This window comes from Fulvivirga lutea (assembly GCF_017068455.1).
Classification (GTDB): Bacteria; Bacteroidota; Bacteroidia; order Cytophagales; family Cyclobacteriaceae; genus Fulvivirga; species Fulvivirga lutea.
The window spans coordinates 2,447,700-2,473,012 of record NZ_CP070608.1; the positions used below are offsets into that span (position 1 = coordinate 2,447,700).

At 37.1% G+C, this 25,313-nt stretch carries 22 protein-coding genes and 1 pseudogene; 15 read left to right on the forward strand and 8 right to left on the reverse strand.

Annotated features, from left to right (window positions below; all coding sequences use genetic code 11):
• The first annotated feature begins 131 nt into the window (after window positions 1–131).
• From JR347_RS11060 to aroF, 10 genes are all read left to right on the forward strand, one after another.
• Entirely contained in the window at window positions 132–2,198 is a 2,067-nt protein-coding gene (locus JR347_RS11060) for a M13 family metallopeptidase (RefSeq protein WP_205720665.1), read from the forward strand.
• 85 nt (window positions 2,199–2,283) lie between these two features.
• Entirely contained in the window at window positions 2,284–2,487 is a 204-nt protein-coding gene (locus tag JR347_RS11065) for a 30S ribosomal protein THX (RefSeq protein WP_205720666.1), read from the forward strand.
• Window positions 2,488–2,837: 350 nt separating this feature from the next.
• Window positions 2,838–4,235, forward strand: coding sequence for an anthranilate synthase component I family protein (locus tag JR347_RS11070; protein ID WP_205720667.1), 1,398 nt, complete (start codon window positions 2,838–2,840; stop codon window positions 4,233–4,235).
• The gene (locus JR347_RS11075; RefSeq protein WP_205720668.1) at window positions 4,232–4,855 is read left to right on the forward strand and encodes an anthranilate synthase component II; all 624 of its coding nucleotides are present in this window, start codon (window positions 4,232–4,234) and stop codon (window positions 4,853–4,855) included. Before JR347_RS11070 ends, JR347_RS11075 begins: the two co-directional genes overlap by 4 nt.
• A 42-nt stretch (window positions 4,856–4,897) precedes the next feature.
• Window positions 4,898–5,908: an anthranilate phosphoribosyltransferase gene (gene trpD, locus JR347_RS11080; protein WP_205720669.1), complete on the forward strand. Its 1,011-nt coding sequence runs from the start codon at window positions 4,898–4,900 to the stop codon at window positions 5,906–5,908.
• A 3-nt stretch (window positions 5,909–5,911) separates the two neighbouring features.
• Complete coding sequence (gene trpC / locus JR347_RS11085; protein ID WP_205720670.1) at window positions 5,912–6,721, forward strand: indole-3-glycerol phosphate synthase TrpC; 810 nt, start codon at window positions 5,912–5,914, stop codon at window positions 6,719–6,721.
• Window positions 6,714–7,328 carry a phosphoribosylanthranilate isomerase gene (locus JR347_RS11090; protein ID WP_235689639.1) on the forward strand — a complete coding sequence of 205 codons (615 nt, stop codon included), beginning with the start codon at window positions 6,714–6,716 and terminating at the stop codon, window positions 7,326–7,328. The genes trpC and JR347_RS11090 overlap by 8 nt, the downstream gene beginning before the upstream one ends.
• The gene (trpB, locus tag JR347_RS11095; RefSeq protein WP_205720671.1) at window positions 7,325–8,515 is read left to right on the forward strand and encodes a tryptophan synthase subunit beta; all 1,191 of its coding nucleotides are present in this window, start codon (window positions 7,325–7,327) and stop codon (window positions 8,513–8,515) included. Before JR347_RS11090 ends, trpB begins: the two co-directional genes overlap by 4 nt.
• 90 nt (window positions 8,516–8,605) lie before the next feature.
• The gene (gene trpA, locus JR347_RS11100) at window positions 8,606–9,403 is read left to right on the forward strand and encodes a tryptophan synthase subunit alpha (RefSeq protein WP_205720672.1); all 798 of its coding nucleotides are present in this window, start codon (window positions 8,606–8,608) and stop codon (window positions 9,401–9,403) included.
• A 25-nt stretch (window positions 9,404–9,428) separates the two neighbouring features.
• A complete protein-coding gene (gene aroF / locus JR347_RS11105; protein WP_205720673.1) occupies window positions 9,429–10,439 on the forward strand; it encodes a 3-deoxy-7-phosphoheptulonate synthase in 1,011 nt (336 codons plus the stop codon).
• A 49-nt stretch (window positions 10,440–10,488) separates the two neighbouring features.
• On the opposite strand, the gene JR347_RS11110 is transcribed toward aroF, so the two are convergent.
• Window positions 10,489–11,658 carry an IPT/TIG domain-containing protein gene (locus JR347_RS11110; protein ID WP_205720674.1) on the reverse strand — a complete coding sequence of 390 codons (1,170 nt, stop codon included), beginning with the start codon at window positions 11,656–11,658 and terminating at the stop codon, window positions 10,489–10,491.
• Between the two features lie 71 nt (window positions 11,659–11,729).
• Between JR347_RS11110 and JR347_RS18380 the strand changes: the two are divergent.
• Window positions 11,730–11,858 (forward strand): annotated as a pseudogene (locus tag JR347_RS18380) (3-deoxy-7-phosphoheptulonate synthase); the annotation flags it as partial.
• Between the two features lie 14 nt (window positions 11,859–11,872).
• Here JR347_RS18380 and JR347_RS11115 read toward each other — a convergent pair.
• The 7 genes from JR347_RS11115 to JR347_RS11145 form a co-directional block, all read right to left on the reverse strand.
• A complete protein-coding gene (locus tag JR347_RS11115) occupies window positions 11,873–13,207 on the reverse strand; it encodes a YfcC family protein (protein ID WP_205720675.1) in 1,335 nt (444 codons plus the stop codon).
• 305 nt (window positions 13,208–13,512) lie between these two features.
• Complete coding sequence (locus JR347_RS11120) at window positions 13,513–13,929, reverse strand: BLUF domain-containing protein (RefSeq protein ID WP_205720676.1); 417 nt, start codon at window positions 13,927–13,929, stop codon at window positions 13,513–13,515.
• A 195-nt stretch (window positions 13,930–14,124) separates the two neighbouring features.
• Entirely contained in the window at window positions 14,125–15,174 is a 1,050-nt protein-coding gene (locus tag JR347_RS11125; protein WP_205720678.1) for a hypothetical protein, read from the reverse strand.
• A gap of 144 nt (window positions 15,175–15,318) precedes the next feature.
• The gene (locus JR347_RS11130; protein ID WP_205720679.1) at window positions 15,319–16,299 is read right to left on the reverse strand and encodes a M28 family peptidase; all 981 of its coding nucleotides are present in this window, start codon (window positions 16,297–16,299) and stop codon (window positions 15,319–15,321) included.
• Window positions 16,300–16,352: 53 nt separating this feature from the next.
• Window positions 16,353–17,465: an AI-2E family transporter gene (locus tag JR347_RS11135; protein WP_205720680.1), complete on the reverse strand. Its 1,113-nt coding sequence runs from the start codon at window positions 17,463–17,465 to the stop codon at window positions 16,353–16,355.
• A 164-nt stretch (window positions 17,466–17,629) separates the two neighbouring features.
• Window positions 17,630–18,757: an MBL fold metallo-hydrolase gene (locus JR347_RS11140; RefSeq protein WP_205720681.1), complete on the reverse strand. Its 1,128-nt coding sequence runs from the start codon at window positions 18,755–18,757 to the stop codon at window positions 17,630–17,632.
• Entirely contained in the window at window positions 18,748–19,095 is a 348-nt protein-coding gene (locus JR347_RS11145; protein ID WP_205720682.1) for a DUF1801 domain-containing protein, read from the reverse strand. Before JR347_RS11145 ends, JR347_RS11140 begins: the two co-directional genes overlap by 10 nt.
• Before the next feature lie 97 nt (window positions 19,096–19,192).
• On the opposite strand from JR347_RS11145, the gene JR347_RS11150 reads away from it, so the two are divergent.
• The 4 genes from JR347_RS11150 to JR347_RS11165 all read left to right on the forward strand — a co-directional run bounded on the left by JR347_RS11150 (window position 19,193) and on the right by JR347_RS11165 (window position 25,231).
• Window positions 19,193–19,747 (forward strand): RNA polymerase sigma factor, encoded by a 555-nt coding sequence (locus JR347_RS11150; protein ID WP_205720683.1) that lies wholly within the window; start codon window positions 19,193–19,195, stop codon window positions 19,745–19,747.
• 84 nt (window positions 19,748–19,831) lie between these two features.
• The gene (locus JR347_RS11155; protein ID WP_205720684.1) at window positions 19,832–20,812 is read left to right on the forward strand and encodes a FecR family protein; all 981 of its coding nucleotides are present in this window, start codon (window positions 19,832–19,834) and stop codon (window positions 20,810–20,812) included.
• 85 nt (window positions 20,813–20,897) lie between these two features.
• Window positions 20,898–24,068 carry a TonB-dependent receptor gene (locus JR347_RS11160; protein ID WP_205720685.1) on the forward strand — a complete coding sequence of 1,057 codons (3,171 nt, stop codon included), beginning with the start codon at window positions 20,898–20,900 and terminating at the stop codon, window positions 24,066–24,068.
• A 59-nt stretch (window positions 24,069–24,127) separates the two neighbouring features.
• Window positions 24,128–25,231 (forward strand): phytase, encoded by a 1,104-nt coding sequence (locus JR347_RS11165; protein WP_205720686.1) that lies wholly within the window; start codon window positions 24,128–24,130, stop codon window positions 25,229–25,231.
• Window positions 25,232–25,313 lie beyond the last annotated feature (82 nt).

Below are 25,313 nucleotides of genomic sequence, written 5' to 3' on the forward strand. Positions count from 1 at the left end.
TTCTGTATTTAAAGTTTCACAATGCTTTATTCATTTCTATCCTTTGTAAAAACCGTTGATCAAAGATTGTCCGAGTCTCTTAACCGATTTTCATAGATTTGCAATGCCAAATCTAACAACTAAAAATGATTATGAAATTAACAAAAAACAACCTCGCTTGGCTTGCTTCCGGCATGATTTTACTATCGGCCTGCTCTGAGCCCAAGGAGGAAAAGACAGCCGAAGATGTTCAGGCGCTAAATATGGCTAATTTGGATTCTACAGTGAATCCTGGCGATGACTTTTTCCAATTCGCCAATGGCGGCTGGTTAAAAACTACTGAAATACCTGGTGACAGAGGCAGTTGGAGTTCTTTTGGCGAACTACGTGAAAACACAAACGAAGTGGTATTGGAGGTACTTAATAGTGCTGCTGAAAGCGATAAGTATGCCAAAGGAACAGACCAGCGTAAAGCAGCAGATTTTTACTCTATTGGTATGGACTCACTACTTGCTGAGAAAGCTGGTATACAACCTTTGAAGCCTCATCTGGAAATGATAGCCGCAATTAATGATGTGCAAAGTCTTCAAAAGTACTTGTCGGAACAAGAAACTTATGGTGGCGGAGCATTCTTCGGTTTTGGTGTATTTGCTGATTTGAAGAATAGCACAATGAATGCTGCATATCTTGGTCAGGGTGGTCTTGGTCTTCCGGACAGAGATTATTACACCAAAACAGATTCTCGATCCAAAGAAATCAGAGAAAAATATGTAAAACATGTTTCAAGAATGCTTCAATTAATGGGCGATACCCCCGAGTCGGCAGATGCGCAGGCTAAAAGAATTATGGCATTAGAAACCAGGTTAGCAGAAGCTTCTATGACGAATGTTGAGCAGAGAAATATACCTGCGCTTTACAACAAAATGTCGTTAAACCAGCTAGGGGAAATTGTGCCATCGGTAGATTGGAAAATGTATTTCGCAGATATGGGTGTTAACAAGATCGATACAATTATTGTAACTCAACCGGAGTTCATGAAAGAATTTGAAGCCATAGTAAAAGATGGTAAAGTGGATGTATGGAAAGAATACTTAAAATGGAAACTCATTGATGGTGCTTCTGCATATTTAAGCAATGATTATGTACAAGCTAATTTCGAATTTTTCAGTAAAGAATTGAGAGGTGTAGAAGAAATGAGGCCTCGCTGGAAGAGAGTTTTGAGCACAACCAATAACTCTTTAGGAGAAGCAATTGGTAAACTTTATGTAGATGAGGTATTTCCTCCTGAAGCAAAACAAAAGGCTCAGGAAATGGTGGAAAACATTAAGCTGGCATACGCAGAGAGAATCAAAAATTTGGATTGGATGACTGATTCTACCAAAACTAAAGCATTAGAAAAGCTTAAAAAGATGGTGGTTAAAATTGGTTATCCTGATGAGTGGAGAAGTTATGCTGAATTGGAAGTAAATGGTGATCCTGAAACTTCATCTTACGTTCAGAATTTAATGAATGCTGCTAAGTTTGGATTTGAATACAATACTTCAAAACTAGGTGAGCCTGTAGATAAAAAAGAGTGGGGAATGAGTCCTCAGACTGTGAATGCTTATTTCAACCCGTTAAATAATGAAATTGTATTCCCGGCAGCTATTTTACAACCGCCATTCTATAATTATAAAGCAGATGCTGCTGTAAATTATGGTGGTATTGGTGCTGTCATTGGCCATGAAATTTCTCATTGTTTTGATGATCAGGGGAGTAGGTTTGATGCTGATGGTAACTTGAAAAACTGGTGGACAGATGTAGATTTGAAGAATTTTCAGGCAAGAACTGGTCAGTTGGTTGCACAGTACGATGCCTATGAGCCATTGGATAGTGTGAATGTAAATGGAGAATTTACATTGGGTGAAAATATTGGTGACTTAGGGGGTATAAGTGCTGCCTATGACGGATTGCAGAGACACCTTGCCGCCAATGGTGATCCAGGTAAAATAGATGGTTTTACTCCTGAGCAAAGATTCTTTTTATCATGGGCGACTGTTTGGAGAGTGAAATACAAAGATGAGTCTTTAAGAACACAGATTCTTACTGATCCACATTCACCGGGAATGTATAGAGCCAATGGCCCAATCTCGAACATGGAGGAGTTTTTTACTGCTTTTAATGTGAAGGAAGGCGATGCCATGTATAAACCAGACAGCACAAGGGTGAAGATTTGGTAATTAGTAATTCAACTAATTGTGAAACCTCTGGATATTTATTCAGAGGTTTTTTAATTTAAGTGGTTCAATAGAAAAAATAAATATTATGGGAAAAGGAGATAAAAAGACGAAAAAGGGTAAAATATCGATGGGGTCTTATGGTGTTACTCGACAGAGATCGAAAAACAAGAAGTCTGTAAATCGCCCAGCAGAGGCAAAGCCTAAAGCAGAGAAAAAGGCCGAACCTAAAAAAGCAGCTGCAACTAAAAAACCTGCAGCTAAAAAAGCCGCGACTAAAAAGAAGGAATAGTCTAAAAAAGTAGAATGAAAAAGAAATTGTAAAATTTTCTAGGAATCATTTTTTTATTTGAAAACCAAATCTATATTTGAGAATCAATGAAGAAAAATTTTACATATAACGCTTGGTGGTACTTTTCTAAATAGAAAGGGAACAGCGTTATTGTATAAAAACATAAAACAAAACTTAAAGCTCGCTGTTCCAACAGTGAGCTTTTTTTATGACTAAAAATATGAACAAGACATTTAACAACTGGTGGTGGTATTTTAAAATCAATGGGGATTGAACGCAAGAAGTATGTCTAAAAGATAAAGGCCTTGTGTTCACTCACAAGGCCTTTTTTTATTCCTATGAACTGAAAAATGAAAATAAAATTAAATACCATACATAAAAAACTACTTGCTGATACACTAACACCGGTTAGTATCTATCTGCGACTTAGAGATAAATATGCCGACAGCATTCTACTTGAAAGCTCAGACTATCACGGCAATGAAAATAGCTTCTCTTACATCTGTTGTGAGCCACTTGCTGAGATAAAAGCAAAAGGAAAAATGCTCCACCAGCAACTTCCAGGCAATACAGAACAGATAAAATCTATTGAGGAGGGTCAACTGGTAACCGAACTTGAGTCATTTAAGAATTCATTTCAGGTAGCCGACAATAATTTCAAATTCAGCACGAATGGCCTTTTCGGTTATATGGCTTACAATGTCATTCAGCACTTCGAAGACCTGGATTTAAAAAATGAGAATAGCGAAATACCTGATTTACTCTACAGGGTCTATCGATTTGTCATTGTTGTAGATCACTTCAAAAATGAGATGTATGTGTTCGAACATACTACTGAAGGTCAGGAGAATAAGATAGAAGAATTGGTTTCATTGATCAACAGACATGCTGATCCGCAATTCGAATTCAAGATTCAGGGAGAAGAGTCGTCAGTTTATAATGACGAGCAGTTTTTAGAAATACTTCAAAAAGGAGTTGACCACTGCCATAGAGGCGATGTGTTTCAAATAGTCTTATCAAGGAGATTTATGTCCACCTTCCAAGGCGATGAGTTTAATGTGTATCGTGCCCTAAGATCCATTAATCCATCGCCTTATTTATTCTATTTCGATTATGGAAGCTTCAAGTTATTTGGCTCTAGCCCTGAATCACAAATTCTGATCAAAGGCGACAGAGCATCGATATTTCCAATAGCAGGTACATTCAGAAGAACAGGAGATGATGCTGCTGATGCAGAATTAGCGAAGAAATTATCAGAAGATGAAAAGGAAAATGCTGAGCACATCATGCTTGTTGACCTAGCTAGAAATGATTTGAGTAGAAGCTCGAAGAATGTAAATGTTGAGGTTTACAAGGAGGTGCAATACTACTCGCATGTAATACACCTGGTATCAAAAGTAACAGGACAGTTAAACGGACATGGTTCTTCGTTGCAATTAGTAGCCGACACCTTTCCGGCAGGCACGCTTTCAGGAGCACCAAAGTACAAAGCCATGGAGCTGATTGATCAATATGAGCAGACTAGTAGAAACTACTATGCTGGTGCCATTGGCTTTATGGGTTTCAATGGAGATTATAATCATGCTATTATGATTAGGTCATTTTTAAGTAAAAATAACCAATTGCACTATCAGGCAGGAGCCGGGGTTGTGGCCAAATCCAGCCCTGAGAGTGAGTTGAAAGAAGTTGATAACAAACTGGCAGCATTGCGCAATGCCATTAAACTAGCGGAGGAGATAAACAGATGAAGATTTTAGTACTCGATAATTACGATTCATTTGTCTACAATCTTGTGCATGGTGTCCGAGAGCTAGGTTATGGTGAGGCTCTGACAGTTGTAAGAAATGATAAAATCTCATTAGAGGAGGTTGATCAATTTGATAAAATACTGCTTTCACCAGGCCCTGGAATTCCTGACGAGGCAGGTATTATGAAGGCGTTAATTGAAAAGTATGGTGCAACAAAATCAATCTTAGGTATTTGTTTAGGGCATCAGGCTATTGCAGAAGTATATGGTGCCGAACTATATAACATGAAAGAAGTACTGCATGGCATTGAAGGAGAGCTTGTTGAGCATTTTGATGAAATTTTCGATGGAATGCCTGCGTCATTTAAGATTGGTCATTATCACTCATGGGCAGTAAAAGAGGATTCAATATCTAGTCCACTTAAGATCACGGCTAAAGATAAAAGTGGATTAGTTATGGGCCTCTCTCATGAACAATTTGATGTAAAAGGACTTCAGTTTCATCCAGAATCAATACTAACAGAAGGAGGGATGAAGATTATTGAGAATTGGCTTGCAAAAGAGAATCCCCTCCTTGGAGGGGCAAGGGGTGGGTATGAAGTGATTAAGACCCACCCCTAACCCCTCCCGAGAGGGGAATTAGAATCGGCTAAATATAAAGACATGAAAGAAATACTATATAAACTATTCAATCACGAAACACTGGATAAGGAAACAGCCCGGCAAGTGCTTGTAGATCTTGCAGGAGGTAAATTCAACCAAAGTCAGGTAGCAGCTTTTCTCACTGTGTATATGATGCGAAGCATCACTGTAGAAGAACTTACAGGCTTCAGAGATGCGATGCTGGAATTATGCTTGCCTGTTGAGATTCAGGAGTATGATGCTATTGATCTTTGCGGGACCGGAGGTGATGGACGAAACACCTTCAATATCTCTACACTGAGTTCATTTGTAGTAGCAGGTGCCGGACAGGCGGTTGCCAAACATGGTAATAATGGTGTTTCGTCTGTATGTGGCTCGAGTAACTTGATGAATTATTTCGGATATGAATTCACCAATGACGAGGGGAAGTTGAAAAGGAGTCTTGAAGAAGCCAACATTTGCTTTTTGCATGCGCCATTATTTCACCCAGCCATGAAGAATGTAGCACCGATTAGAAAGAATTTAGGAGTAAAAACCTTCTTTAATATGCTTGGGCCAATGGTGAATCCTTCTTTTCCAAAGAAGCAGTTAGTAGGTGTTTTTAGCCTCGAACTTGCTAGGCTGTATGGCTATTTATATCAGAAAACAGACAAGCGTTTTCTAATCCTTCATGCACTGGATGGGTATGATGAAATATCTCTCACTGGAGGATTCAAGATGATTTCCAATGCTGGCGAGCAACTACTAACTCCAGCAGATTTAGGATTAAATCAATTAAATCCTTCTGATATCTATGGAGGAGAAACTATTGAATCATCAGCCAAAATATTTGAACAAGTATTGAAGTGTGAGGCTACAGAAGCTCAGCATAATGTTGTAGTAGCCAATGCCGGTTTGGCCCTGCATTGTGCTGATGAAAACCTTTCTATTGCTGATGCCATAGCAAAAGCAGACGAATCACTAAGGTCAGGGAAAGCACTAAACGCATTTAAAAATTTAATAAATAAAAATATCACAGTACCAACGAACTAAGAGATGAATATACTAGAAGAAATTATCGCACATAAGCATAAAGAAGTAGCTGAAAAGCGATCGCTATTTCCAGAGAAGTTGTTAGAGCAGAGCATTTACTATGGCTCTAAATCAGTTTCACTAAGGAAGTACATCCAGAGAGAGGATAAGTCTGGGATAATTGCTGAAATCAAGCGCAAGTCACCCTCTAAAGGAATGATTAATGCCCATGTATCTGTAGAAAGAACTTCTATAGGCTACATGCAAGCAGGAGCTTCGGCATTATCAGTATTGACAGATCAGAATTATTTTGGAGGCAAGAATGAAGATTTAACGACAGCACGTAAGTTTAATTTCTGCCCAATTTTAAGAAAGGATTTCGTGGTTGACGAATATCAAATCCTTGAAACGAAATCTATTGGTGCAGATGCTATATTGCTTATCGCTGCTGCATTAGAAAGCAAGCAAATCAAACAGTTCGCAGAGTTTGCTAAGTCTTTAGGGTTAGAGACTTTACTTGAAGTGCATAACCAACAGGAGCTTGATGCATCACTAAATGAATTCATTGATTTGGTGGGAGTGAATAATCGCGATCTTAAGTCATTTGAAGTATCTATTGAAGCTTCAAAGTCATTAGCTCATGCTATTCCGAATGAGTTTGTAAAGGTTTCCGAAAGTGGAATAAGTGATCCGGAGATTATTCTGGAGTTAAAACAGGAAGGATTTGAAGGTTTTTTGATTGGGGAAAGGTTTATGACAAGCAGCCGTCCTGAGAAGTCTTGTGCACGATTTATAGAACAATTAAGTCAATTAGAAAAGAAGCAATATGCTTGATCAATCTATCAAATTGAAGGTGTGTGGTCTACGTGATAATGTAGATGAGGTTGAAGGTGTAGATCCTGATTTTATGGGTTTCATATTTTACCCTAAATCACCCCGATTTGTAGGAGAAGATTATTTAATGCCTAAAGGGATTAGAGCTAAAAAGGTGGGTGTGTTCGTGAACCAATCGATAGAAGAAGTAATGAGTTTGAAACAGAAATATCAGCTGGATTATCTGCAATTGCATGGCGATGAGTCGGTGGACTATTGCGTGGAGTTAAAAGCTGTGGATTCAAAGATCATAAAAGTGTTTGCAGGTAATAAACCATTGAATCAGGAAGTGTTGGATAGCTATGCCGAATTCATTGATTTCTATCTATTCGATACAAAATTGGATAAGCATGGTGGTAATGGTGTAGCCTTTGACTGGACTACTATCGATCAGCTGAGATTGAAAAAACCCTACATTTTAAGCGGTGGAATAGGCCTGGAGAATGTTGGTGAAGTATCAAGATCGGTAAACAAGCCATTTGCAATTGATGTGAATAGCAAGTTTGAGATATCACCAGGGCTGAAGGATTTAGAAAAATTAAAAGAATTAAAAACAGCAATTCAATGAATACATTGAAATATCAAGTAGACGAGAATGGATACTATGGGAATTTTGGCGGTGCCTTCATTCCGGAAATGTTGTATCCAAACGTAGAGGAGCTAAGAACTAAATATTTGGATATTATTGGCGATGCTGATTTTCAAGATGAGTTTCAGGATCTATTGAAGCAATATGTGGGAAGGCCTACGCCATTATATTTTGCTTCAAGGTTATCAGAGAAGTATGGCGCTAAAATCTATTTAAAGCGTGAGGACTTATGCCATACCGGTGCGCATAAGATTAACAATACTATTGGGCAGATTATCCTGGCTAAGAAATTAAGAAAGCATAAGATTATAGCTGAAACAGGAGCGGGGCAGCACGGAGTGGCTACAGCTACTGTCTGCGCACTGATGGGCTTAGAATGCATTGTCTATATGGGTGAAGTGGATATGACACGTCAGAAACCTAATGTAGAGCGCATGAAACTTTTAGGTGCGCAAGTTGTACCAGCAACTTCAGGTAGTAGAACGCTGAAAGATGCTACCAATGAGGCAATGAGGCACTGGATTGGCCACCCTGAGGATACACACTATATTATCGGATCTGTAGTAGGTCCACATCCATACCCTGATATGGTCACTCGCTTTCAGTCTGTGATTAGTGAGGAGATAAGAAAACAATTAAAAGAACAAGAAGGGAAAGAGCTGCCCGATTATGTGATGGCCTGTGTAGGTGGAGGAAGCAATGCAGCAGGAGCTTTTTACCATTTTCTGGAAGATGAAGCAGTAAATCTAGTAGCAGTGGAGGCAGCTGGCAAGGGTAATGATACCGGAGAGTCGGCTGCTACTACTGTACTGGGAAAACCTGGCGTATTGCACGGAAGTAAAACACTTCTTATGCAAACAGCTGATGGACAAGTGGTTGAACCATATTCTATTTCGGCAGGGTTAGATTATCCTGGAATAGGACCAATTCACGCACACTTGTTTGAAACTGGTCGAGTACAGTTTGAAAGTGTAACAGATCAGGAAGCCATGGAAGCAGGAGTGCGACTGAGTAGATTGGAAGGAATTATTCCTGCAATAGAAACTGCTCACGCGTTGGCTTCATTAGAAAAGATAAAATTAAATAAGGACGATGTGGTTGTAATAAACCTCTCAGGCCGTGGAGATAAAGATTTGGAGACTTACATTAATTGGGGGATGTATTAGTGTCAGGTTGAGCCTGTCGAAACCTAGACACATTTCGACAAGCTCAATGTGACAGGTTTGAACATTCAACTTTAAACATTGAACTAACTAATGAACAGAATAAATAAACTATTTAAGGATAAAGGAAAGGACATCTTATCAGTGTATTACACTGCCGGATTTCCTAATCTCAACGATACGATAACTGTGGCACAAAGCCTCCAACAATCAGGTGCTGATATGTTGGAAATAGGCATCCCATTTTCCGACCCTATTGCTGATGGGCCTACCATCCAAGCGAGTAATAATCAGGCTTTGAAGAATGGTATGACTCTATCAAAGTTGTTTGAGCAGCTACAAGATTTGAGAAAGTCAGTTACTATTCCAGTGATCTTGATGGGGTATATTAATCCTATCCTTCAATACGGTATAGAAGATTTCTGTAAGGCTTGTGAGCAGGTAGGAGTTGATGGCTTAATCTTACCTGATTTACCGATGATCGAATACCAAACCAAGTATAAAGCACTCTTCGAGCAACATGGATTACGAAATGTATTTCTGATATCTCCTCAGACTTCAGAAAGCAGAATCAAAGAAATTGACCAGCAAACTGATGCCTTTATTTACATGGTATCCACTTCTGGCACCACAGGTGCAAGAGATAAATTCAGCGATGAAGCGGTAAACTATTTCGAAAGAATTGGAAATATGAACTTGACAAATCCTAGACTTATTGGCTTTGGAATATCAAATCATATCACATTCGAACAAGCCTGTAAATCAGCAAGTGGAGCGATAATCGGAAGTGCTTTTATTAAGACCTTAGAGAAATCTCATGACTTGAAAACAGATATTAATGAGTTTTTGAAAACAATTAAAAAGGAAGGAATTCCAGCGTCTAACTACTAATTACTAACTACAAAATACTACTAGCATGATCATACAACTAGAACCAAACATAAAACAAGATTTAAGAGATCGAATTATAACCAAGATTAATGGCCTCAAATACAAGACTACTGAAGTGGCTACCCAAAAAGGGGAGTATATTGTAGGCATAGGTAAAAAGGATTTTGATATACGTGATATTGGCCATATGCCAGGTATATCGGATGTTCATATAGTTTCAGACGACTACAAGCTTGTTTCTAAGAAGTGGAAGGTAAAACCTACTGTTATTGATTTAGGAGATGGAGTAGTTATTGAAGAAGGAGGGATGGCAATCATGGCAGGCCCTTGTTCCATAGAAGGAGAGGAGCAAATTGAGAAGACTATTCAGCATTTGTTGGATAACAATGTGAAGATCATGCGTGGTGGTGTTTATAAGCCAAGAAGCTCTCCGTACTCATTCCGTGGTTTGGGGATTGATGGTTTAAAGGTTTGGTATGATGCTGCTAGAAAAGCAGGCATTAAAATCATTACGGAGGTTATGCAGGTAAGTCAGATAGAGGAGATGCATGATTATATAGATATCTTCCAGGTGGGTGCGAGAAACACGCAAAACTTCAATTTGTTGGATGAACTGGGAAAGGTTCATAAACCTGTTTTGATAAAAAGAGGTATTTCTGGAACAATCGATGAATTACTTTCATCAGCTGAATATGTCTTTTCGGCAGGTAATGAGAATTTAATGCTATGCGAACGTGGAATAAGAACCTATGAGAAAGCAAGTAGAAATACCATGGACATTAATGCCATAACCATACTTAAAGAAAAGTCTCATTTACCAGTAATAGCCGATCCTTCACATGGCATTGGCATCAGAGATCATGTAGAGCCTGTTGCATTGGCTTGCATTATGGCCGGTGCTGATGGAGTAATTTACGAAACTCATGAAAAACCAGAGGAAGCTTATTCGGATGGTCAGCAAACCTTGAATTTCAGAGAATCGGAAAAGCTAATTAATAAGATGAGAAAGGTGTTTGAGTTGAGGGAGGAGATGTAAAAGAGAAGGCCACAATAGTGGCCTTCTTTGCTTAGTATAGTTTGATTAACTAGTCGACAAATTCATACCAGTCATTAACTGCAAAAATGTTGTTAGGATCTCTGTCATTTAGGCCATAACCCCAGTATGCATTTGACCCATCAGAAATTGCTAATGACCAAAATCTATCTGCGGGGATGTCCCTTTTTCTAAACCATTCATTGTCTTTGAAATAATAAAGAGCTTCACTTAAGCCCAAATATACATTTCCATTCAAAGTATATATGATTTCGGCTCGTTTCGTTGCTGTATAATCCAGGGGATTTTCTAACTGTACCCAAGTGTCAGAATCAGAAGAGTATTTCCAGATATCTCCACTATTTAAAATAATATAGCCATTCTTGTCATCTGAAGAAGCTAGGTTTCTGTTATTGGCAGACACTTCATTAAGGGGGAAATCTGTTTCAGTTCCCCATGATCTTGTAGTTGGATTATAGGATCGGATACTTCCATCAGGATAGATAAAGAAAGCTTTATCCAAAGACGATATATAAAATGAAAATTCAGGAAGTAACGGTGAGTCAAATATGACAGCACCCTCAACATTCCATTCATTGGTAATAGGATCATACTCTAAAAGGTGATTTTTTGAGTCACTTTCTATGAAATAGATATATCCTTTATCTTTTGTTCCCCAAGTATATGAATAGTGGCTTCTTAGTTGTGTATCATAAGGGGGTAGTTCTGACCACGTGTCCTGATCGGAATTATATTTCCAAAAAGTTGCATTATCAACACCATTATACGTTGTGTGTATATAGACATTACCATCAATCATAAACGACATGTCGTAAATATCAATTGGGATGTTTAAAGCACTTTTTTCAGTCCATTCTCCTGCGGTAACTTCGAACTCTTGGCCAGTCTCAATAGTTAAATCACTACCGAATACTTTGACAGAGATTAAGCCAGTTTCTACGGGTTGTATTATTTGGAATTCAATTTTGTTTACCGATACAGATTCGGTAAGCATTTGGTCTTCACCGACAAATACAGCCACATTAGATTTATTAGTAGGAAAGTTGGTTCCGTTGATTGTTACCACAGTCCCTAACTCTCCAGTTAATGGTGTTATTGATGTAACAGTAGGGTTGCTTACTTCATCATCGTCTGAGCAACCATTTAAAATAATGATTGAGGTTAATAATAACAAAAACTTGAGTTTTGGATAAAATTTCATAATTAGGTTTAATAAAGTTCGATGAGCTTGCGAAGCTAAGGAATTCAATTGGAATTGGACAATGAGTTAGTGTAATCTATGAAACACACGAAAAACCTGAGGAGGCATATTCCGATGGACAGCAGACCTTGAATTTCAGAGAATCTAAGAAGTTGATAAATAAGATGCGAAAAGTGTTTGAATTGAGGGAGGAGATGTAGTTTATGCAAACATTTTAATTGTACCCTATTTGTACTGCTACAAGTATAGCAACAGCGGCAATACAGAGCATAAGCAGTGTTGGTTTAATAATAAAGGATATCCATTGATTGTATTTAATGCCACCTAGTGCAATAATGGCCATTAAAGCTCCATTAGTTGGAATAACTGCATCCATCATAATGGCGCCATATTGATATGCCAGCACTGTTACTTGCCGGGATAGACCAATTAAATCTGATAGTGGAGTAAGAATTGGCATCGTGAGAATTGCCTGTCCCGAATAACTTGGAATTGGAAAATGAAGAATAGAATGAGAAATCATCATCAATACTGCGGAAATATTTGAAGGCACATTCTTCAATGGTGCGAAAAGTGCATGTATAATACTGTCAACAATTAATCCTTCTTTTAATACCAGTGAGATACAGTTAGCAAGACCAATAATGATACATGCAAAAATCATCTCTTTAAAACCGTCAATATAAACTTCGGTGGTCTTGTTAAAACTGAAACCAGCAATTGATCCAGAAACTAATGCCAGCGCAAAAAAGCAAGCTGACATTTCATTAAAGCCCCAGGATAGTTGAATAAGTCCATAGGTAACTATGCCAAAGGTAATGGCTAATAATGTCAATATTGATTTACTCCTAATTGACAGTTTCTCAGCTTCAATATTGGCTACCGACTTATCTGCACGATTCTTAGAAACATATTTTACAATATAGATGATCCAAACAATTGATGCGATTAGAAAAACAATCAATCTGAATTCTGAGCCGGAAAGTAATTCAATTTCTGCTTCTTTCTGAGCGATTATTACACCAAATGGATTGAATGGACTGAATGCTGATCCAACGACAGCTGATCCAAAACTTGAATAGATCATAGCCGATGGATTATATCCCAATGTTCGTCCAAATAAGAGAAGTACCGGAGTCATCGCAATAATTTCTTCCTGTATAGCAATTGCAAACCCACCAAAAAGAAACAAGATGCAAATTATAATCAAAGCCAAAAGTTCCTTCCCTTTTAAAACGGTTATCAGTTGGTTTAAACCCTGGTTAAGTGCTCCTGTTTTTTCTATTAAATAAAAGCATCCTCCCAGTATTAAAATGAGAACTATTAAATCAGCACGATCGGCAATTCCTTTTGGTATTGCCAACAGCACTTGAAAAACAGAAAGATGCGGAGCATCCATTTGTTCATAAGAATTGGCAATTACTGTAGTTCTGTTTGTTTCGGTATTTAACTCTCTTTGGTAATTCCCTTTGGGAATGATAAACGTCAGTATCCAGGCAAAAAGGATAAAGTATAATATTATCACAAAGGCATTAGGGAAATTTTTCATAAGAAAGTGTTTGTAAGTACCTGACTAACATCTTTTTAGTAGGCACATGCCTTTGGATATAGTTCATTCCAAGCTAGTGAATTGGATGATATGAGCCAAACTAATTTCGTTATTATTGTGACTTCAATCTTGATTTTTATACTTAAGACGATTTTTGAGAATAGATTTAAAATCTATCGAATAAGAAAAATTGGTTAAGATGATGAGGAAGGTATTTGAGTTGCGTTAAAATAAGTATTAATTAAAAAGAATGTTGGGGAATTTTCCGACATCCCTTTTATAATGCTTTCTACATGTTTATTTATCTAAAAGAATTTTTTAAGCATGTTAAGAACTCGCTCACCATTTTCTTCTTTACCTCCGAGAATATTATTGAAGATCGTTTCATCTTCTTTTGTAATGTCAGTATTGAAATTTACCTTCTCTTTTGGTAATTCTTTAGACCCCATATGCCAACTCGGAAATGACTTTTGTTTAATTGGGCTTAATGAAATCATTCGAACTTCAGAGTGCCTGGGATCAGTTTTAATTTTATCGTATAATCCGGTTATAACTTTAGACTCACCTTCTACTAACTGAATAAATTTTTTCTTAGAATAGAGTAGTATGCCCGTAATATCTAACGGTGGGTTATTCTTTTTGCACGATTCCAGAATTTTACTTATTTCTTCCTGTGTACAATTTGGCTTTCTGTTACTAACGTAAACAAGTTGTGAGAGCATAATATTAGATTTAGTTTACAGATCAACATCACAACCTTTACATTGTTTTAACTATTTGAAAATAAGTAAGTTAAAAGATGTTTGATTTACCGATTGCTTTAACCAAAAGACTAGAGGTTTGACTGGTTTGTGCGAAACATCAAACAGTTAATTGAATTATCGTAAGAGCCTATTAAATACTTTAGCTTGATTACATCAATTCTTTTTTAATTCAGCTATACTTTTTAGTAAATCAGCAATAGTTTCTGAAAAAGTAATTTTATCATCATAATAGGCATTTAGTGTAAAAAAGAAATCATCAAAATGATATTGATTAAAAATGTTTCTTTCAATCATGGTAATTGTGTAATTGTCGAAACCCCTTTTTATAAATTCTTCCTGACAAATTTTACCGCATAAATAAAACAGACTTGCATGCCATAAATGAATAGGATAATCTATTTGCGGTTTTTCTGATTCAAAAACTTCAGTAATTCCACCGCGCCAAGGCCCACCATAATTAAATAATAAATGGGACCCTTCATGAAAAATGGTTTCAACAAAACCTAAGCTCAAAGAACGTGGGTCAATGGTAGAAATAAATATGTTCATCTTAGGCCGTGATGGAGTATAAGCGCCTGCATAGTTGGCATAAACTGTTAAGTCCACACGTACCTTTTCATTCATAGGCCATTTGTTTAGTGATATCTTTTCCATTTTTGGAATAACTGGTGATTCCATTGACCTAATGACCTCTAAATGTTTTTGAAGAACTCTTTGATTATGTTCTTTGTGTATGGGCCAGTAGGTTTTGGAATACACTTCTGAAGCACTATTTAATATACTTGTGTATTCTTCAGAGAAAAGTGTGTCGCGTATTAAAATAGTATTTTTTTGGTTCTGTAGCCAAACTCGAATATCGCCTAAATCTCTTAAAAGATCTTTTTCAATTAGGTGTTCAGTATAGTACTTAATTGCCAAATCCAGTTTATGCTGATCTTTTTTGTTTAATGACTTATAAATTCGAGACTCCCCAATATCAAGGAACTCTAACCCATCTTCTTGAAGTTTGTTTAACTGACTACCTCGTGCTTTTTGATAAAGGAAGTGATGAAGATTGATCCAGTAATCATTATGAAACGAGTAATAGGATGTTGAATCAGCATATGAAGTTTTTATTTCTTGAGCTGATATCTTAAAAGAAGAAAGTAATAAGAAAAGGATTAAAATATTATATCTCCAATTTCTGTAAGTTAAGAGCCACATGATTTTAATATTGTAAAACTTTAAAATAGGGAAATCGGTCCTTTATGCCAAGATTGATTGAAATAGGGCATGTTACTGATTAATGTCTTATCGTTCTTACAGAACTGTAAACGATAATAGTGTGATTCAATTAATAAGATGTTTTCACTTTTCTTCCTTCAACTCAACATCAAACCTTTCAACAGCCTGAATAATTAGTTTAACAGCTTCTATGTAAAAGTCATGATTGATATTATCAAATGTATCTGATGGCTGGTGATAATTTGGGTGATCTTCCACGGCAAAATAGATAAAAGGAATGCCTTGATCATGAAATGGGGTATGATCAGAGGCGTCAGTCCAATCAGTTAACTCATTATTCGATGGGTCATCGTGGCCAAACTTTAAATTAATTGGTGATTTTAATTGATTCAGTATCAACTTCAGGTGAGGATAGTGGAATGTACCAGCAGCATACAACTCCATAGAATCATTCTTTGAGATCATATCCATATTAATGTTCAAAACAACATTGTTGATGTCAATTGGAAAATTTAGAGACAAGTAATAACTACCTTCTAATTCAATTTCTTCAGCATCTATAGCAGCTAAAATAAGTGTGTGATTCAGTGATTTATCTCGGAAATACTCTGCGATGGTGAGTAAGGCGGCTACACCTGATGCATTATCATCTGCACCATTATAAATTTCACCATTACGCATTCCTAAATGATCGTAATGTGCTGTTATTAATAGTGCTTTTTCAGTCAGTCCTTCTTTTATAGCCACAATGTTAGCACCAGTAATGGTTGTATCAGGTATTTGGACAGAGCTATCTTCGTAATCGGAAACAGGAAATAGCCAATTTCTTTTTTCTCCTTTAAGGGTAATTGAAAATGGTTGATAGTAGCTCGAATCAAATGCAGGTGTAAGGCCTAGAGAATCAAAGTATTCTGCGATATAATGTTGTGTTTTTTTATGTCCTACTGTTCCAAACAGTCTACCTTCAAGCGAGTCATTCGAGAGGATTTCTACATGGCGAAGCAGTAAATTCTCATCTATACTTATGCTCTTGTGTTCCTCATCGGGTACACAACTAATTGTAAATACAACTAAAAATAAAAGTGCGAACAGCTGTTTATTCATTATATATTATAAAAGCTGAAATTATTAGAAATGTTATCAATGGGTAATTATAATTACTTGGAAAATAAAGATTTTAGCTTTTCGAATGATCTGGAGATGAATTTCGCATCAGCATCTTTGGTCTTGTAATTATTCTCGCCAATTAGTAGCGCAAAAGGTTTAAGCTCAGTGTACTCCTCACAAACTGCTTTTAACATTGCTGCAAAAGGTAGAAATAATATCATTCCTGCTATGCCCCAAACCGATGCCCCAATAATGATGCTCAAAATGGAGGTTAACGCATTGATTTTCAGATTTTCACCAACAATTTTTGGCGTGAGTATATTGCCTTCTATGAGTTGAACCAACCAAAAAAAGATAATAATGGTTACAGGCATCCAAATAGAATCATGTGAGATAAATGAATACATCACTGGTATGGCAGCACCTATGAATGTGCCTGCATAAGGTATAAGTGCCAATGTTGCCGCTAAAAACCCAAACAGAAATGGATTGTCGATACCAATAATCCAAAGACCGATACTATCAATAATGCCGAGAATAACCACAATTACCAGCATGCCGAAAAGGTATTGTTGCCCAACTTTTTGCACTGATTGAAACATGTTAAGGGCTTTTTTTCTATGCTTTTCCGGATAAAACTGAACCATTGCACGTATTATACCTCTCCTGTAAATAAGTATCAAAAATGTAAAAATGATGGAAGTAAGAAAGCCGAATATTATGTTGGCCGTGTTACTAAAAGTTTGGCTGATTAAAGTACCTGCAGATTCATTTAACCAAGTTTTTATTTTATCGAGTAACTCTTCTTTATCCAGTTGAGGAAGAAATTCTATGTTTTGATTGATAAATAAGGTCGTGTCAGCAAATACATTCAGAATTTTAACCCTAAAGCCAGTTAGGTTTTCTGATAAGTTGATGATTTGATTCGAAAACAAAAAAATGGCAGCTGCAATTATGAGGAACGAAACAAGAATCGATAGAAAGGCTGAGATAAGTTCATTAGTACCCCAGGTCTCGAATTTGCGTGCGACTGGATATAATATAAAAGAAAATAGGAATGCAAATGCAATAGGTATTAACACCGACTTCGCTAAAATTAAAATAGCAAATAGGCCGATGATACTGGCAATCACATAAAATACTTTTTGAAAAGATAGTTGCATGAATAAATGGTTAAATTTAATTCAGATAATAAGGATGAGATTAAGGAGTTATTAAATTTAGCCTTTTAAATATCAATAACAGTATAGAAGCTATGTTATCGGTTATTTTAAAAAAAAATGCTAGCCATGAATGGTAATTTGCACTGAATTTCTTAAGCAGTAATTTACTCAAAGTCCCACCAAGTTCGTTGAGGCGGATGCTGTAAATCGAAGACTTCACCAATCAATGGAGTAACCACTGTTACATTCTGGTTGGAGGCAGCTGTAGTAGCACGCTTTATGGGCTCCTTCCATGGGTGCACAGAAAGGTCAAATTTCGCCCAGTGGATAGGGAACATCAGCCGCGCATTAAGGTCTTTGCTAGCCTGCACTGATTGCTCCGGCATAAAATGAATTTCTCGCCAGTTGGTATTATAAGCTCCATTCTCCATAAAGGCAATATCAAACGGACCAAATTGTTCTCCTATCTTTTTAAACTCATCAAAATAACCACTGTCGCCACTAAAGAACACATTCAAACTATCGGATTGTATCACCCAGCTTCCCCACAAGGTAGTAAAGCGGTTATTCAAACCTCTGCCACTAAAATGTCTGGAAGGAGTGAAAGTAAAATTGATGGAATCATATGATAGGCTTTCATACCAGTCCTTCTCTTCAATCTTAGCTTCATCAATTCCCCAAAAGGTTAAATGAGCACCAACTCCCAATGGCACAAAAAGCTTTGATACTCTTTTGTCGAGTTCCTGAATAGCCTCATAATCTAGGTGGTCGTAATGGTCGTGTGAAATAAGTACTACATCTATTTTTTCCGGCAAATCGGAAATTATAGGTCTGTTTACCATTTCAAATTGTGGAACAGAACCTGGTACCGGTGAAGCATTATTAAAAACCGGATCAGTAAGAATGAACTTATCATTCGTTTTAAAAAGTATCGTTGAATGTCCTAACCACACAAATTGACCATTCTCCAATTGGTTGCCATCAAACTTATTTGAGGGTAGAGGCTTCGAAGGGTTTTTATTATCCGGTGGAAAAAATATTCGATAGATAAAACCTGCCATTGTTTGTTCATTCTGTGGGTCAGGAGTTTGAACTTCAGTTTTAACAAGGTTTTCAAAAACTTTACCGTTGTAATTTTTAGAAGCTTTTATTCTTTCAAGACTTGCACCGGAAGGCTCATTACCAAAAGCAGGGGAAAAGGTAATGAAAGACCAAATTCCTATGACTAAAAGCAGGAATATGCCAATGATCCATGCAACTACTCTAAAAATTCTTTTTACTATTATCGACATAGATCAACCGCTATTTTTAATATGGATTTTACCTTTTTTAATGGAATATCTTTTTCTGGATTAACTCTAAGTATTTTCATTCTAGCCCTGTCACCCGACTCCAAATCAGGATGATTCATTTGCCTTCCTTCAACAAACAGAATGTAAGGCTCATGTGTTTTTTTATCTGTCCATAAGTAAACAAAAGCCTTTTTCTTGTAACAAAAGCAGGGCATACCATACTTTTTGGTCTCTGTGATTTGTTCATCCAAATCGAGGATAATACTTCTCAGTGCTAGGAGGCAACTTTTATTAGGCTCAGGTTGGTTATCATAAAACTGGTCTGTTTCATTAAGCATGATTAAATATATCCACTTCTTAATTTATTAATCATTTGGTAACCAGATAAAATTGACTGCTCACTAAATATACTTCTAAATTGGAGGCCTAGAAAACGTGACCTCTCAAGAATCATATAGATTATTTCAACAAATGAAGGCTGATGATAAGAAGGCCTTTGAAACGCTTTTTTATACGTATTACGAAGAAATGTGTCAGTTTTCTTATCGTATTATTCGATGTAAACAAACTGTAGAAGAGCTAGTTTCTGATGTGTTTTACACCATTTGGAAAAACAGGAATTCACTTAATATAGAGGATGTGGGTGCCTATTTATATGTTTCTGTTAAAAATGAATCAATCCGTTTTTTGAAAAAGGAAATAAGATTTTCAGGTAATTTTTCCCAAGCTAATGAGCTCATAGCTGATTCATCAACTCCAGAAACTAATTTACTGTTTAGCGAATTGCAGGAGTCCTATGACAATGCCTACAATAATCTATCAGGTCAGCCAAAAAAAGTGTATTACTTGCATAAGTCATGCAACAAGAGTTACAAAGAAATTAGTGCTGAACTCAACCTATCTGTAAAGACTGTTGAGAATCATATGGCTTCTGCACTTCGACAGATCAGAGAGAGCCTAGCAAGCTATAGGCTTGATAATGTTAAGTAACTATTAACATCCGTCAATTCAATTAACGATTACTTAAACAATTTTCATTAGGGGTGGCTCAGGCTTTTTTACTCTTAGTAGTAGATGGGCTTAAAACAAAATATACCCGAATTAGAAATAGCCAGACTGCTGGCTGAGGAAGCATCCGAGCAAGACATTGCTATAGTAGAAGAATGGGTTTCGAGTAATTCTGAAAATCAGGAAATTCTGGCCGAATATATAGATGCTTATAATTATCAACCACAGAAGGTTGAGTTCAATAGCGTTGAGGCTTTCAAAAAGTTAAGTTATCAATTAGATAAGGAAACGCCTGTAAGAAAGATGCCATTGTCAATTAGCATGTTTTACAGAGTAGCAGCCTCTCTCTTGCTATTTGCAATCTGTGGTATTCTTCTATTTGGCTTGTCTAAATGGATGATTAGTGACGAACTTGTTGTGAAATCAAACCCTTTTGGACAAAAATCTACCATTCAATTAAGTGATGGAACGATTGTTAAACTGAACTCAGGAAGCAAACTAAGTTATCCTGCTGAGTTCCATGGAAATGAGCGAAAAGTATATTTAGAAGGCGAAGCCTTTTTTGATGTTACTAGAGATACTGAACATCCATTTCTGGTGATTACCAAGAATTTAACTACGCAGGTTTTAGGAACATCCTTCAACATCAATGCATTTGATAGTACAATTAAGGTGACGGTAGCTACTGGTAAAGTGAAGGTATCTGAAATTGGCGGTCAGCAAGTTATCCTCAATCCAAATGATCAGGCAGTTTACCATAAAGCAGGGAGATTAACCAAGAAAGAAGTGCTCTTAGCTACAGAATTGGCCTGGACAGAAAATACGCTGCGATTTGAAGAAGCAAGTATTCAATTAATAGCAAAACAATTAGAGATGTGGTACGGCATACCAATCAATATCGAAGATGTGGTTGGCGCAAATTGTAGTGTCACTGGAAATTATAAAGATGAAAATTTAATAAACGTCCTAGAGGCAATTAGTTGGAGTACGGGATTATCCTGGAAACGCACGCAAGATGAAATTCAACTAAAAGGAAAATGTAATTAATAAATAACCGGGCCAATTAGCCGGCAAGCACCTTGACCCGGGCTTAAAGTAAACACGATTAAATGAACCTTAAACAATTAAAACTATGAAAAAAAACTTACTCAGCACATTTAAAAACCAACTGCGGGGTATAACTGCCTTAATTTTATTGGCATGCGTCTCTGTGCAGACACTCTTAGCAGAGAAAGTAGATGCACAGAGTGTATTTAACGTTAGCATTAGTATTGACGAAAATGAAGTAGAACTGAAGGAATTATTTAACAAGGTTGAAAGTCAAACTAAGTACCGTTTTACCTACAACTCTAAGTCAATAAATCTTACTGAGGTAGTAGCTGTATCTGAAAAGTATAAGTCATTAGGTGCTTTGCTTGAGGACGTGGCGGATCAAACAAAATTGAAATTTCGTCAAATCAATTATTCACTGGTAGTAAGCAGAGTGGGGAATGAAGGTTCAGGCAAAGAGGAGCAGTCAGGCAAATTAATCGGTAAAATTCTGGATGAAAACGGTTTGCCACTACCTGGTGCTACAGTAATGATTGCCGATTTGGAAAATGTAGGAGCTGTAACTAATTCAGAAGGTGAATTTGTGTTGTCTAATGTGCCTGCGGGAGATCATCAAATAGCCGTTTCGTATATCGGTTATCAACCATCTGAGCAGACAGTAAGAGCGGAAGCCGGTAAAACTGTGGCCATGAATGTTTCAATAAAGCCAGGTGTATTAATGGGAGATGAAGTGATGATTATAGGAGATCGTTTGAAAGGTCAGGCCAAGGCTTTGAACAAGCAAAGAACCAATCAAAATATAACCAATGTAGTTGCTGCCGATCAAATTGGTAGGTTTCCAGATGCTAATATAGGGGATGCCGTAAAGCGTATTCCTGGCATCACTGTTCAGAATGATCAAGGTGAAGCTAGAAATATCATCATAAGAGGATTAGCCCCTGAGCTGAACTCAGTTACCTTGAATGGCGAACGTATTCCATCTGCAGAAGGTGATAATAGAAGGGTTCAAATGGACTTAATTCCTGCCGATATGATTCAAACCATTGAAGTAAGCAAAGCTGTAACACCTGATATGGATGCCGATGCTATTGGTGGTTCTGTTAACCTCGTTACAAGATCAGCTCCCGAAGCGCTAAGAATTTCGGGTACTGCAGCAAGTGGTTATAATTTTTTATCAGAAAAACCCATCTGGACTGGAGGATTAGTTGTTGGTGACAGAATCCTAAATAACAAATTAGGAGTTATCGTGAGTGGATCATACAATGTGCACGATTTTGGTTCTGATAACGTGGAGGCAGCTTGGGCAGAAGGTGATAATGGTGCTTATATCGAAGAGTTTGAAATTCGCGAATATCTCGTTAAAAGAGTAAGGAGAAGTCTTTCTGCTGCATTGGATTATGAGATCAACCCTAATCATAAGCTCTTTTTAAGAGGTATGTATAACCACCGCGATGACTGGGAAAATAGATATAGATTAAGCTACAGAGATATTGCCGAGCCAGATGAAAATGGAGTGGTATTCGTTGAATCGATTCGCAGACAAACCAAAGGTGGTATAGGAGGTGGCAGAACTGATAATGCTCGTTTAGAAGATCAACGCGTAAGAAACGTTTCATTAGGTGGTGATCACTTTTTAGGGAATGTAAAACTATCTTGGGCTACCACGTATGCTAGGGCATCAGAAGAGAGGCCAAACGAGCGATATGCACAATATGAAGCACAACCGGAAGTTGAGATTGATGGTGAAGATGAACCTCAAGGAATGCTTTTTATTCAAAACCTATCTGACCCAAGAAAACCATTTATGCAACCAACAAATGGCAATGGCTTTTCTTTAGGTGGTAACGACCCTTCTTTAGTTAATGGATCGATATTCGAGTTAGATGAACTTACAGAAGAAAACCAGTTAACTGAAGAAACTGACTGGAATACACGGTTGGATTTGCAATTACCTATTAGCGATAGGGCATTCATCAAATTTGGTGGAAAACTTAGAATGAAGGAAAAGATTAGAGATAATGACTATACAGAGTATAGTTTTCTTAATGATGAGTTTGAGACACTTGATGTTACTCCTAATGCTGATTATTCAGACCCCGATTATTTAGCAGGAGAAAATTATCAAGTCGGCATTTTTGCAACTGAAGGATGGCTGGGTTCTTTGAATTTTAATGATACTCAGCGTTTTGAAGGAGAAGATTTACCTGATGAATACCTGCCTTCTAACTACACTGCAACTGAAGATATTATTGCTGCTTATGCTATGATTGATCAGCAAATTGGTGATAAACTTTCTGTCTTAGCAGGAATGCGTATGGAAAGAACAGATATTGAATATACGGGTAATGAGCTAGTTCTAGATGTTGAAGGTGATATCGCAGGCACTCGCTCAGTTTCTGATCAGGACAGCTACACTAATCTATTACCTGGAGTGCATGTGAAGTACGATATCAATGATTATTCTGTATTAAGATTTGCATGGACTAATACAATTGCAAGACCAAACTACTTTCAGCTTGTTCCTTTCAGAGAGGTGAATTTTGAGGATAATGAACTACTAGTGGGTAATCCTGAATTGTCGCCAACAGTGTCTATGAACTTTGACATCATGGCAGAGCATTACTTTAAAAGTATCGGTTTATTATCAGCAGGTGTGTTTTATAAAGACATTGATGATTTCATCTATACAAACCAGACGCAGGATTTTGTTGATCCAATCAGTGGCAACACTTTTGAAACCTTATTTAGACCAGAAAACGGAGGTAATGCCGAGTTATACGGTTTTGAATTAGCTGCTCAACGTCAGTTAGATTTTCTTCCAGGAGTATGGAGAGGTTTGGGCATCTATGCTAACTATACTTACAACCACTCATCTACTGAAGGTGTAACAAACGAAGATGGCGATTTGAGAAACGGCTTGGACCTTCCTGGAACCGCAGATCACTTGTTCAATGCTTCCTTATCCTTTGAGAATGAAAAGTTGGTTATTCGAGTATCACTTAATTACTCTAGTGATTACATAGATGAAGTTGGCGGTGATGCCTTTTCAGACAGGTACTATGATGAGCAACTGTTTGTGGATTTGAATGGTTCCTATGCCTTCACACCCCAGCTTAGATTTTTCTTCGAAGCGAATAACTTGACAAATCAGCCTTTAAGATATTATCAGGGAACACAAGATAGAACCATGCAAATGGAATACTATAATGCGAGGTTCAATGCTGGCTTGAAATTCGACTTAATCAAAAATTAATCAATCAATTAAAAAAAAATGAAGGTGGGCGATCAGAGCCCACCTAATCCTACAACTTTATGAAATATTTTAACATACTTAAATCAATACTATTTTTATTCATTATTACGATTGCCTGTACACCAAAAGAAGAAGACAACCAAGAGGCTAAAAACGAATCGGAGGTTACTAAAATTAAACCTAAGCTAGTTACTCAAAAAGTTAAGAATGATTCTGATGATCCGGCAATTTGGATTAATAAAAATACCCCTGAAGCCAGTTTGGTAATAGGAACTGATAAAGGTGATGACAATGGAGTAGGAGGAATATTCGCTTTTAATCTTAAAGGTGAGATTGTAAAAAGTGTAGACAGTATTATGAGACCTAATAATATTGATATCGCCTATGGTCTGAAGCTGAATGACTCTACTCAAATTGATATAGCCGTATTTACAGAGCGTTATAGAAATGCTATTCGTGTATTTCAATTACCTGAATTAACTCCTATCGACAATGGAGGTATTGATGTATTCTCGGGTGAAGAAATGCGTGAACCCATGGGAGTTGCACTTTATACAGCTGAATCTGGTGATATTTATGCCATAGTTGGACGTAAAAATGGTCCCGAAAATGGGTATTTATGGCAATATAAATTAACTGCAAATAAAGATGTAGTATCAGGGCAGTTGGTGAGAAAATTCGGCAAGTTCAGTGGTAAAGCTGAAATTGAGGCGATTGCCGTGGATGATGAGTTGGGTTACGTATACTGTTCAGATGAGATGTTTGGGGTAAGAAAATACTATGCTGATCCTGCCAAAGGAAATGACGAGCTAGCAGTTTTCGGTAACAATGGAGAATTTACGCAAGATCATGAAGGTATTTCAATTTATGATGCAGGGAATGGAAAAGGTTATATTATCGTTTCAGATCAACAGGCCAATAAGTTTCATCTATATTCCAGAGAAGGTGTAGATGGTGATCCTCACAATCATAAATTGGTAAAAACTATTAATGTTTCTACTAATGAGAGTGATGGAAGTGAAGTGACGAATATAGCTTTAGGCAGCTCTTTTCCTAACGGTTTATTTGTGGCTATGTCAGACGATGGTACGTTTCAATATTATGATTGGAACGACATTCAAAATAGTGGTACAACTGAACTGCAATCTGCAGTTATTAACTAAACTTTCTAAGACTCATTGGCCAATCAGTCAATGAGTCTTTATTTTCATACTCATTGCCATTCTTCTGTTTTGTCATTATATA